Annotated in this window: 11 protein-coding genes; 6 read left to right on the top strand and 5 right to left on the bottom strand. The window is 47.0% G+C overall.

Annotated elements, in window-relative coordinates; genetic code table 11:
- Positions 1-16: 16 nt before the first annotated feature.
- Complete coding sequence (locus DESHY_RS12755; RefSeq protein ID WP_048818163.1) at positions 17-547, bottom strand: HDIG domain-containing metalloprotein; 531 nt, start codon at positions 545-547, stop codon at positions 17-19.
- A 136-nt stretch (positions 548-683) separates the two neighbouring features.
- On the opposite strand from DESHY_RS12755, the gene cobU reads away from it, so the two are divergent.
- The 4 genes from cobU (at position 684) to guaB (ending at position 3,884) form a co-directional block, all read left to right on the top strand.
- Complete coding sequence (gene cobU, locus DESHY_RS12750) at positions 684-1,271, top strand: bifunctional adenosylcobinamide kinase/adenosylcobinamide-phosphate guanylyltransferase (protein ID WP_008413372.1); 588 nt, start codon at positions 684-686, stop codon at positions 1,269-1,271.
- Positions 1,268-1,903 carry an alpha-ribazole phosphatase gene (gene cobC, locus DESHY_RS12745; protein ID WP_008413371.1) on the top strand — a complete coding sequence of 212 codons (636 nt, stop codon included), beginning with the start codon at positions 1,268-1,270 and terminating at the stop codon, positions 1,901-1,903. The genes cobU and cobC overlap by 4 nt, the downstream gene beginning before the upstream one ends.
- An 85-nt stretch (positions 1,904-1,988) precedes the next feature.
- Complete coding sequence (locus DESHY_RS12740; RefSeq protein WP_008413370.1) at positions 1,989-2,213, top strand: hypothetical protein; 225 nt, start codon at positions 1,989-1,991, stop codon at positions 2,211-2,213.
- A 216-nt stretch (positions 2,214-2,429) separates the two neighbouring features.
- Positions 2,430-3,884: an IMP dehydrogenase gene (gene guaB, locus DESHY_RS12735; protein ID WP_008413368.1), complete on the top strand. Its 1,455-nt coding sequence runs from the start codon at positions 2,430-2,432 to the stop codon at positions 3,882-3,884.
- A 95-nt stretch (positions 3,885-3,979) separates the two neighbouring features.
- On the opposite strand, the gene DESHY_RS12730 is transcribed toward guaB, so the two are convergent.
- Entirely contained in the window at positions 3,980-4,642 is a 663-nt protein-coding gene (locus tag DESHY_RS12730) for a GNAT family N-acetyltransferase (RefSeq protein ID WP_008413366.1), read from the bottom strand.
- Between the two features lie 367 nt (positions 4,643-5,009).
- Between DESHY_RS12730 and DESHY_RS12725 the strand changes: the two genes are divergently transcribed.
- On the top strand, positions 5,010-6,386 hold the full coding sequence (locus DESHY_RS12725; RefSeq protein WP_008413364.1) for a coiled-coil domain-containing protein: 1,377 nt from the start codon (positions 5,010-5,012) through the stop codon (positions 6,384-6,386).
- A 61-nt stretch (positions 6,387-6,447) separates the two neighbouring features.
- Here DESHY_RS12725 and DESHY_RS12720 read toward each other — a convergent pair whose 3' ends face one another.
- The 3 genes from DESHY_RS12720 to DESHY_RS12710 form a co-directional block, all read right to left on the bottom strand.
- Positions 6,448-7,209 carry a CpaE/TadZ family protein gene (locus DESHY_RS12720; RefSeq protein WP_235695581.1) on the bottom strand — a complete coding sequence of 254 codons (762 nt, stop codon included), beginning with the start codon at positions 7,207-7,209 and terminating at the stop codon, positions 6,448-6,450.
- Between the two features lie 300 nt (positions 7,210-7,509).
- Positions 7,510-9,219, bottom strand: coding sequence for an IS200/IS605 family element transposase accessory protein TnpB (locus tag DESHY_RS12715; protein WP_008413361.1), 1,710 nt, complete (start codon positions 9,217-9,219; stop codon positions 7,510-7,512).
- Positions 9,182-9,832 carry an IS607 family transposase gene (locus DESHY_RS12710; RefSeq protein WP_274377202.1) on the bottom strand — a complete coding sequence of 217 codons (651 nt, stop codon included), beginning with the start codon at positions 9,830-9,832 and terminating at the stop codon, positions 9,182-9,184. Before DESHY_RS12710 ends, DESHY_RS12715 begins: the two co-directional genes overlap by 38 nt.
- 295 nt (positions 9,833-10,127) lie before the next feature.
- On the opposite strand from DESHY_RS12710, the gene DESHY_RS12705 reads away from it, so the two are divergent.
- Entirely contained in the window at positions 10,128-11,057 is a 930-nt protein-coding gene (locus DESHY_RS12705) for a DMT family transporter (protein WP_008413357.1), read from the top strand.
- The last annotated feature ends 15 nt before the right edge of the window (positions 11,058-11,072 follow it).

The following is an 11,072-nucleotide window of genomic DNA, read 5'->3' as shown; positions in this document are numbered from 1 at the left end:
AATTTTCTGACACTGCTTAATTTAAAGCATCTGCTTGGCGCAGCAGCGTTAACTCCGGCGGGTCTCCGGCTTGCTCCGGCCGGTGGTGGTTGGCTATAAGGTAAATTACGGCCGGCGGCAGGCCGGCTTGCTCGGCCCTCCGGGCACCTGCCAGACAATGGTTGGCATGAGCCGCAGCTGCCCGGTAAAAACGCCCCTGCCCCAACTTACCCTGCAGGATATATTGATACAGTGCGGGGGCCAATGTGCTTAATATGACAATAAGAACCCGGTCCCTTGTTTTGATGAGACGGGCTGGTTTGCCCAGGTCGTGCAGTAGGGCTGATTTAAGCAAAATATTTTGGTTAACCTCAAGGGTTTGACAGTTTTTTAATAAATTAAGGCAGGTGCGGGCTACTCTGATACAGTGAGTTTGGGTTGGCCGGTCCATGGCCCAAAACAGCGATTGTTCCCGGGCATCTAAATATTTTTTAATAAACGCAGTTTCTTCAGGGCCCACTTGACTGAAAAGAGCGTGCCAGAATTGTTTAAGGCGATTTAAAAGCAACAATTTTTCCTCCCTTGCAGCCGGGCTGTGCCATAAGCAGGATAATAAGGGGTAAGGGCAGAAATGTAATAGCATTAATATAACACATTTAGCAAGACAAAGAAATTTATACCTGGTAGGAGTAAGGAAGGTTGTTATGAAATCATGTCAGCAAGGCAAACTATTTTTGGTTTTAGGCGGCAGTCGCAGCGGCAAAAGCCGGTTTGCTGAAAATCTGGCTCAACAGCTGGGAGAAAAAGTTCTTTATCTTGCCACCGCCACTGTATATGATGAGGAAATGGCCCGGCGGGTGCAGTTGCACCGCACCGGACGACCGGCTGTTTGGGATACGGTGGAAGAACCGTTGCAGGTTATTGAAGTTATACAAAAACAAGCCAAGCGGTATCATGTTATACTGCTGGATTGCCTTACTCTCTGGCTGACCAATTTACTTTTAAATGACAACAGCCCTTTCCACGGCAGAACGGCGCCGGAGCAAGAAAAATATATATTAAATAAAGTGACGCAATTGGCTGCAGTCTGCCGGAATTGTGGTTCCTCTGTACTGGTGGTGAGCAATGAAGTAGGGCTGGGCATAGTGCCTGATACCCCTCTGGGACGCACTTTCCGGGATATCGCCGGGTCAGCCAACCAGGTGATAGCACATTTGGCCGATGAGGTTTACTTTGTGGCGGCCGGCTTGCCCATTGCCTTAAAATCTCTGGCAGGATCTAATAGTTTATGAAAGGGTTGATAGCGTTGAGAACCAGGCTATACCTGGTGCGCCATGGCGAGACAGCCTGGAATGCCGGGGGCAAATTTCAAGGTCATTCTGATATACCACTGTCCCAACGCGGCAGAGAACAGGCCAAAGCCTTGGCGGATCGTCTCAGCAAGCAGAAAATAGATGCTTTTTACAGCAGTGATTTGTCCCGGGCCCGAGAAACCGCCGTGATCCTGGCAGAACCACATCAAGGGACGGTTTACAGCTTGCCTGCTTTACGTGAAATCAATTTTGGCCGCTGGGAAGGTCTTACCTTTAAGGAAATTGCAGAAACATACGGCGAACTAAGTGCCCGTTGGTGGGCCAGCCCGTTAACTATAACGATTCCCGACGGGGAGAGTTTGCAGCAGGTGGTGGATCGCTGCAGCAAAGCAGTGACTGAGTTAGTTATGCGCCATGCGGGAGAAACCGTATTACTGGCCACGCACGGCGGTGTGATCCGGGTAATAGTGGGATTAGCCCTTGGCCTGGACTTAAATTGCTTTTGGCAGTTACGGATGGACAATTTATCACTGACAGTTCTTGCATATGACGGTCCGGAAAAAGCAGTGCTGGAATTGTATAATGATACCTGTCATTTACATGAAAAATAGTGTGCTGGGCTGCAACTCTTTCTTGGATAATCTGTATCACCCTGTGAAAGACTAGGCATAACAAGTCAGCAGGGAGGAAGTTAACATGGAAGAGTTTATTCGGTCCAGAGTACCATGGAGTACAGAACCCAGTCTGCAAACCAAGGCCAGTGAAGTAGGGGTAGATTTTGATGCCCTCATTGAAGGTATCAAAAATAATCGCTCGGATGAAGAAATGGCTAAGGAGTTTGGCGTGACGCCAAAATGTATTGGTTACTTAAAAGAGCATTTTTGGACCCATGGCATTGGCTCCATCATGGGTCAGGATTAAAGCGCCTAAAGATAAAAGACTCAGTTCCTGTTAGTTAACGGGAGGAGTCTTGTTTTTTTCCGGAGGGTACTGCTTAATCAGTTGCTTAAGCATGTCAAATTGTATACAAAAAAACATTTTTAACAATGATTTTCTGGCAACCTGAACATACCTGTGCTATAATAAACAATTATATTTTTAAGCCAGGTCCTACCAAAAAAGAAGGGAGAGATAGAGTTGTATCCGGAGAAATTTGCTAAGATGGGACTGACATTTGATGATGTATTATTGATCCCGGGAGCATCAGAAGTATTGCCCAGGGACGTTGATACCTCTACCTACCTTACCAATGATATTAAACTTAACATACCAATCATGAGTGCAGGCATGGACACGGTTACCGAATCACGCATGGCTATAGCCATTGCTCGGGAAGGCGGTATTGGCGTTATCCATAAAAATATGTCTATTGCCCGCCAGGCCATGGAGGTTGACAGGGTAAAACGTTCGGAACACGGGGTTATCACAGATCCTATTTTTCTTTCACCCGAAAGCCCCATCCGAGAAGCTTATGAAATCATGGAGAGATATCATATTTCGGGTGTACCCATTACGGTGGCTGGCAAACTGGTGGGCATTTTAACCAACCGGGACTTGCGTTTTGAAACCAATGACAGCCGGCCGTGCGGTGACGTCATGACCAAAGACAATTTAATCACAGCACCCGTAGGCACTACCCTGGAAGAAGCCAAACAGATTCTGATGAAACACAAGGTGGAGAAACTGCCTATTGTGGACGAGCATAATAATTTGCGTGGCCTTATCACCATTAAAGACATTAAAAAGGCCAAAGAGTACCCCAATTCTGCCAAGGATCATCGGGGCCGTCTGCGGGTTGCGGCAGCGGTAGGCGTGGCCTCTGACACCATGGAACGGGTACAGGCCCTGGTGCAAGCCAAGGTTGATGTCATCGTGGTGGATACCGCTCACGGCCATTCTCACATGGTGGTGCAGACCGTTAAAAATATTCGCGCTGCCTACCCCGAATTAAACATCATTGCCGGCAATGTAGCAACAGCGGAAGCTACCAGGGATTTGATTGCGGCCGGCGCCAATGCCGTCAAAGTAGGCATTGGGCCGGGTTCCATTTGCACTACCAGGGTGGTGGCCGGTGTCGGGGTACCTCAAATCACTGCTGTATATGATTGTGCACAGGAAGCAGCCAAGCACGGCGTACCGGTGATAGCTGACGGTGGTATAAAATATTCCGGTGATATTGTTAAGGCCATCGCCGCCGGGGCCAGTGTAGTTATGCTGGGCAGTATCCTGGCCGGTACCGAAGAAAGCCCGGGAGAAAAAGAAATTTACCAGGGTCGCAGTTATAAAGTATATCGCGGCATGGGTTCTCTGGGTGCTATGAAGCAAGGCAGCGGTGACCGCTACTTCCAGGAGCAAGCCAAGAAAATGGTACCTGAAGGGGTAGAAGGAAGGGTGCCTTATAAAGGTTCTTTATCCGATACCATTTTCCAACTGGTAGGCGGTTTGAAGGCAGGTATGGGTTACACCGGTTGCCGTACCATTGAAGAGCTAAAAACAAAGGCCAAGTTTGTTCGCATTACACCGGCAGGCTTAAAGGAAAGCCACCCACACGGTGTAAATATAACCAAGGAAGCTCCCAACTACAGTTTGTAAAATAGCAGCATAACCGGCAATAAGAAACCCGTACCACCGGAATGGTACGGGTTTCTTGGCTGATAGAATTAAAACAAAATTGTGGTCAGTTCATTTTATAAACTGCGATTTAGAAAAGTTAGCTCTTCAAACCGTTGAATGGCCTCTTTGGGAATCTTTTTACCAAAGCGTACCATCATAACATTGGCGGGATGCTCGGTAATATCAGGATCGTCGGTGGCCCTTTTGACTAACCCCACAGCAGAGAAAAGCCTGGTTAACATTTTTTGATAGTTCATCATGGTTAAGCCACTGTTCTTCAAATCCCAGTGCCAGCAAAATTCAATGGTAATTATAATATGATTTTCAACAAAGTCATGGGAGAAGGCCTCTGTTAGCAGGTAATGGGCTATTCTGTCGTTTCTCCATTCCGGACTGACCTCTACAGCGCCCAATTCAAGAATGTAAGGATGCTTGCTCCAGCGGCTGTATTCATCAGGTGCATGGAAGGTTACATAACCAATAATTTTATCCTGGTGCCTGGCGATAAAAACCTTACCTTCCGGAAGGTTAGAAATCAACATTAATGCTTCCTGTTGACGGGCGGGGGGGCGAAAATTCTTGAGACCGCTGTCCATAGTCAGGCGCGCAATATAATCACTGCTGCAGGGGCCTTCCATGTGAATAATGCCCCGGGCGGTTCTGAGCACACCGTTTTCCAATTTTACCACGGCATTTTTATTTAGATCGCCGGCGTCAGAACGAATGGCAATACTCATGGTTCTCCCCCCTTATAACAGTTTAGACAGGTATTACTACCGTTTAGGTTAAAAAAATAACCACTTAACTTTATTATATGTTAATTGTGCCTAAATTTACAAGCATCAAGCAAATAAATTAGAGATGGTTCTTGCACTAAAGTTTTGTAGTTTGACATCTGTCAGTCTTTTTTTCAGAAATAAGACAAACATCTTTAAAGATATTAGTGGATAAGGATTACTGTGTAAAGAAGTAACGAAACTTGTAGGAAAAATTTTACAGACAGAGAGCAGGGAACTGAAACCTGAAGGGGAATATCTATTGATAAAAAGGAATATAATTCCATTTCTGCCGTTTAATTATAGTACAGGAAGGTGATGGGTTTCGGTGACTGCCAAATTAAATTCTTTAACCGACGTTTTAAAAAAGACGCTCTTCTTTTTTGATGGATTATCTGTAGAAGAAATTGCACCCTACGTTCAGAAAAGGATGTTGCAAGACTATTCTGCCGAACAAGTAATTGAAAAAATAAAACTGTGTCTGAAACAGCACGCTTGTTTTTACACTGACGAAAGCGGTAAATGGCGGTTAAAATTGCAGGGTTATCCGGAAAATGATCATTTTTACCAAATGTTGATTAAAAGACAGCAGCCCATCGGTTTGCGGCAAGTAGTAACCAACCAGGTGGCAAGAAAGAAAAGGATTAGGAAGTTAGCTGAAGAAGCCGCCTTAATGCCTGATGGCAGGTTTGTCCAGCTGGATAACGGCAGTTGGGGTTTAACTGAATGGAATGTGGAAGCAGATCAGTATTCTTTAAAGCATTTGGTAATTAAAGCACTTAAAATGCACCCGGGAGGCTTATCCGGCCAACAGGTTTTTGAGTGTGTAAATGAATGGCGTCCCACCACCGGAGCTGCTGTTCAGCAAGTATTAAGTAAATTTCCTTATTTTGAAAGAGTAAGTGATATTTGGAATTATAATCAATCGGCACATATATTATATGATGAGCTGGTTAAACGTTACTTGAAAATATTAAACAGACAGAAAAAACAATGGCAGCAGGATAGGGAAAAGCTGCTGCAAAAAAATGAGCATTTGACACATCAACTGCAGGAGTTGGGGGCCGCCCAGAGAGAAGCAGCCGCAGCTATGGCTCAACGAGCTTCGGTAATTGAACAGTACAATCACCTGGCTACCCAACTGTCTGAAAAAGATTTATTGCTTAATATGCGCAAAAAAGAAATTCTTCGTTATCGTCACGAGTTAGAAAGAACCGAAAATAAAGCTAACAGCATTCTTTACCAGTGTAGATTATGGGTTCGCAAGTGCAAAGAGTTAGAAACCGAAAACAGGCGTTTAAAGGATACGGCTGAAAAAAATCAGTCCAGTTTAGAAGGTTTGTTTTCTAAACTACAACAATATAAAGAACGTGATCGGGAAAACAAAGCCCGCCTGGCCGAACTTAAGGAACGTTACAGCACCAGGGTGGCAGAATTACAAACGGAGATTGTTGAACTGAAGCAAAAAATTGAAAAATACCAAGAGCTGGCTAACCTGGAAGAACGCAAATTAAAACAGGATATTCATACCCTTAGTAATGATTTAAAAGAGGCTTTAGAGGGAGGGGAGGATTTGCAAAAATCCCTGCGCCTGACCCAACAAGAACTAAGCCGGCTGCAATCGGAAAAGCAAGAATTAGAAGCTCAATTAAACCGCCCCCTGGTAAGATTTTTTAATAAAATATGTAATCTGTTTGGATGGTAGGGTGCACCAAAAGGTGCACCCTCTACTTTTGTCAGGTTATGATCACCTGCCTGGGTAATTTTTATAAAACATCGACAATTTTCTTAATGGCAGCAATAAATTCAACATTATTGGGATTTGCTACGTTCAGGTAGACGTTTTCAGTTTCTTGAGGGGGGAGGGGGGTCTTATCCAAAACCGGTACAATACCGATAACCGGTAAACCCGTCTCCTTTTCAATTTCATCAATGGTAACATGCACCGGATCAGGGACCTTGTTCAGTACTATTTTAAAGTTGTCGGTGGAATAATCCATATCCTGTAATTTATGCAAGTAAAGGATGAGATCTTTTACGTTGTATCGGAAATTGTCCATAACAATCAGCACTTGATCCGTTTCCTCCAGCACCGCCTGGTTGTAGTCACGGTTGCTGCTGTCGGTATCAATAACCATTAAATCATAGGGGAGTTGTTTAAGATTTCTTACTACCGTTCTGATTTTTTGTGCAATTTCTTCATCCTCAGCCAGGTGCTTGGCATTTTCGCTGGATAATACTTTAAGACCGCTATGATGAGTGAGCAGGTATTGCTCCAGTTTTTCCTCCCCCAGCTGGACGGCAAAATAAGGTTTTTCTTTGGCGGCGGCGGTTATTTCCTGCAGCAGGTCTTGTAAATTGGGCGAACTGGGCAACCCCAGTGCTCTGCTGTGCGGCTCCGTAATAAAATCGAGGTCTGCCAGTAATGCTCGTTTCCCTTGCAGTTGCGTATATCCTGCCAACTCCTTGGCAATTTTTGTTTTTCCTTCGCCCTGATGCAAACTGTGAATCATAATGGTTTTCATCATATCGCCTGGTTCAAAAAAGTTCACAATACCTAACAATAGTTAGATTTTTGTAAACCCGGCCCCCCATGACCAGGCTTTACACCTCCATGAAAAATTTTCCCTGGGGTGACAGGGGGCCTCGGCCCCGGGAGTCTCACCCGGACGGAAAAACAGTGCTTTACGGGCGCAAAACGCGGCCATATGGAAAACCACGGTGGTTTCCGTCTTGCGTTGACCGTCCGGCAAAAGCCTTGCGGCTCTGCTTCCCGCAATCTGTTAGATGCGGCCTACCGGTTGTTCCCGTACTCCGGCTAAACGGGGTCACCTACTTGATAAAGCAAGGTGTTTCAAGTCATGCCAGACAGAGTGAAACGATTCCTGTTTGTAACGGGTCAAACCGTTGTGTACAAAAATCTTTCCGTCCAGCCGCTTGAAGAGTTGCTTCACCTTTCGGGTCATCCCTCTTCCTTCCCCAGGCAAGGAATTTACCTTTTGACTCAGCTTCTCTTTGACGGCCTGAACTTTCTGCTTTAACTCTTTGGTTATGTATTCTTTGAAACCGATTGCCCGCCGGGCTATCACTAATGCCGCGGCGTGGTGGATAGTTATGCCGTAACGCTCCATGTATTTGTAATAGCCGATGGTGGACGTGTGCGCCGGCCAGACTTGCTTTACACCGACGCCTTCTTTGAAGGCTTTACGGGTGACGGCCTCGACCATCTTCTTGAACGGAAAATTGGCCGCCATGCGGTTGAATTTCCGGTTGGTGTCAAAACGGTCTTTGCCGAAGTCCAGGCTCTCTAAAGCGATGGGTTTGCCTAAAGTTTTAGCTGTGTCCACCACTACTTTGGCAAGCACGCCAATTAAGTACGTGCGCCGGAAGCCCCGGCTGTAGGACAATTCTGGTACCTTGATGTAAAGAAAACCGTTCGGGTGCATGGTTATCTGAAATTCCCCGGCGAATTTGTGCAGTGCTTTCGGATAGGGTACGGTGAAACCTTCCGGCCAGGGCGTGGGCTGTCCGGTGTAACTGACGTTGGCCAGCGCTGCTCCGTCGGGGTTGGTGTCTACACCCAGGTAACCCTGGTTGGGGTTGGTCACTAAAACGGGGGCTGTAACGGCCAAGGTGATGTGCACCCTATACCGGCTGTCCCTACCTTTGATTAGCTCCACAGTGTAAGGCACACCTGATAAGAGCAGCTCCAGCACTTTTTGCCGGTGCTTCTCAGGCAGCCAGAGCTTGCCCGTTACCCGGGGGGCCCTGGTCATTATGGGTCTACCCTTCTTGTCTGTCCCTTTCTGTTCGGACAGGTGAGAGATGGTCACAGACAGGGTGAATTCTCCATTATGCCAGCTTATTTTGAGATTCGGGTTGCCGCCTTTGGTCTCGTCGCCGCGGGCGTATAGCCTGTCCTGCCGGGCCTGCCGCCATTCTTCTCTCGAAACCCTGCCTCTGCACACTCGCTTCCACAGAGAACGGCCCCCGAAAATTACTTTTGGTATGGTGCCGTTGTCCCGGTGGACCTTTAGCTCGTCCAGCTTGTCAGCCAGCTTTTTTACCCTGGCTTTGCGGCCGTGTACGGTGTGCTTAAAGTCCTCGATTTTAGCCGTATTGTTTGCTTTAACGGCCCTGTCCAGGTCTTTTTCTGCCCAACTGAGTTTCTTCTTGGCGCGGGCCAGTTTCGTTTCCGTCTCTTCCATTTCCAGTGTCAGCAGCTCTGTTTGCGATTCAATTACGGCTTTGGCCTTCAGTATGGCGTCGTCGCAATAGCGGGAGTTTATGCTGAATGTTCCTTGACCCTGCTTCTTTAGCTCTGGGCGGGAATTATCTTCCTGTAACCGGTTGAAGGCCCAGCGGGTGCAGGAGCAGAACAGCCGCATCTCGGTGTCTAACGGATCCTCCATCCCGCGGCTCCACTTTTGAGAGCGGAAGGCAGGGTAAACCTCCGGAAAAAATTCGCCGCAGACGGTGTAGCTTATGCCGCCACCGGTCTTAGTCGGCTTCTTCTTGTTGTTCTTCCGTTTTTTCACTTTGAGATGCCTCCGCTATCAGTTCCCGAAAACCCTGCCTGACCTTCTTCCCGCCTCTGGCGCTATACAGCCGGGCCGAAAAAGACGTGACTATTGCCAATAAGTCCCTGACCAATTCGGATTGTGCGTCTTCCGGCTCTTTTTCAGCTATGGCTACGATCTCTACGCCACAGTACCTTAAATGCCGCTCAATGTACGAATACCCGAACCGGGCCAGCCGGTCGGGATATTCGATAATTAGTTTTTTGTACTCACCCCGCTCGGCCAGCTTGAGCACGTTTGTCAGACCGCGGCGTTTTTGGTTTAAACCGCTGGCTACGTCGGTGAACTCGGCAACAACACGGTAATGCGACTCAATCACATATTGCCTCAGCCTTTCCAGCTGCCTGTTTAAGTTGCCGGCATCCGCCTGCTTTTTGGTGGACACCCGGGCGTACAGGACGACGCCTTCCTGCCCGGCGTCCAGTTGGCCGGACTGCAAAAGCCTGTTGAGTTCGTCCATGGAATACCGGCGCTGACCGCCAGGTAAACGGACAGGCTTAATCAAGCCTTGCTTCTCCCAGTTGCGCAGGCTGTTCGGATGTACACCTAATTTCTTTGCCGCTTTGCTTATAGTTAATATTGTTAAGTTTTATCAAGGTTTGTCGGAAATAAGGTAGCTATTACGTACCTCCCCAAAATTTTATCACTACAAGAAGTATAAAATTTGCATTTTGGCTAATTATATCTTACTATGCCATAGTTGCTATTTAATTACAATAGCTTAAAAACTTTGAATAAAGTTTTGTGCCATTTAATTATGTCACTCGGTCGGGTAGTAAATAATATTTTTTGCTTCTCTGGTCAGGCTTTGTGGTATGATATTAGCATGATTAATTGCTATCTAATATTTGGCAGGTGAAATATTAATGATATCCGGTAGCAACATGTTTAGTTATGCTGTGTTGATTTTGGCTACAGTTAGCTGGGGGGGCGCCTTTGTGGCAGCGAAAATGGTTGTCGGCGAGATACCTGCCCTGGTGGCAGCGGCATTACGATTTTGGCTGGCTTTTTTATGCCTGTTACCTTTTATGCTGGTGCAAGAGGGAAGAAAAGCAAAGATTTCGTCTAAAGATTGGCCCGCTTTAGTATTCCTGGGGTTTAGCGGCATTTTTTTATATAACATACTGTTTTTTAACGGCTTAAGAGTATCTGCCGCCATGGACGGTTCTTTGCTGGTGGCCTGTGGGCCTGTCTTAACAGCCCTTTTATCTGCTTTTTTCTTACAGGAACCCTTGCATTGGCGCCAGGCCGCTGGTTTTTTGGTATCCCTCGGCGGGGTCGTGGTGATTGTCACCAAAGGAGTGCCAGCGGCTCTGCTGAGTTGGGATATTAACCACGGTGATTTAATGTTAACTTGCAGCGCCCTGACCTGGAGTTTTTATTCAGTTGGTGGTAAAGTTATTATGAAAAGATTATCGCCGCTGACATGCAGTACCTATGCCATGGGGATAGGTGCGGTGATGCTTACCCTGGCAGCCGTTACACAGTGGCAAGATAATCCCTTTGGCCGCATGACTATTGTCTCAGTGGCCGGCCTGACTTACTTGGCTGTTATTGCATCAGCCCTTAGCTTTGTCCTCTGGTTTGCAGGAATTAACAGGGTAGGGGCGGGCAAAGCGGCGATATTTCAAAATTTGGTACCCCTATCCGGGGCTGTCTTTTCTGTGCTTTTGCTGGGTGAGCAATGGCAACTGTTTCACGCTGTTGGCGGCGGGTTAATATTAGGCGGTGTTTATCTGGTGACAAAGCCTGCCGGGACGGTACTCCCTGCGGGCAAGGTTTCCCGGGGAATATAACAAGCATTCCATGCC

It is taken from the genome of Desulforamulus hydrothermalis Lam5 = DSM 18033 (assembly GCF_000315365.1).
In the GTDB taxonomy this organism is placed as follows: Bacteria; Bacillota; Desulfotomaculia; order Desulfotomaculales; family Desulfotomaculaceae; genus Desulfotomaculum; species Desulfotomaculum hydrothermale.
The sequence above is the reverse complement of the archived record's forward strand: the minus strand, read 5'-3'. Positions and strand labels throughout refer to the sequence as shown.

Excerpts from the sequence above, each read along its gene's own strand:
- cobC (WP_008413371.1), top strand. The coding sequence starts at position 1,268 with ATGAAAGGGTTGATAGCGTTGAGAACCAGGCTATACCTGGTGCGCCAT.
- DESHY_RS12720 (WP_235695581.1), bottom strand. The coding sequence starts at position 7,209 with ATGATGAAAACCATTATGATTCACAGTTTGCATCAGGGCGAAGGAAAA.
- cobU (WP_008413372.1), top strand. The coding sequence starts at position 684 with ATGAAATCATGTCAGCAAGGCAAACTATTTTTGGTTTTAGGCGGCAGT.
- DESHY_RS12705 (WP_008413357.1), top strand. The coding sequence starts at position 10,128 with ATGATATCCGGTAGCAACATGTTTAGTTATGCTGTGTTGATTTTGGCT.
- DESHY_RS12740 (WP_008413370.1), top strand. The coding sequence starts at position 1,989 with ATGGAAGAGTTTATTCGGTCCAGAGTACCATGGAGTACAGAACCCAGT.
- DESHY_RS12730 (WP_008413366.1), bottom strand. The coding sequence starts at position 4,642 with ATGAGTATTGCCATTCGTTCTGACGCCGGCGATCTAAATAAAAATGCC.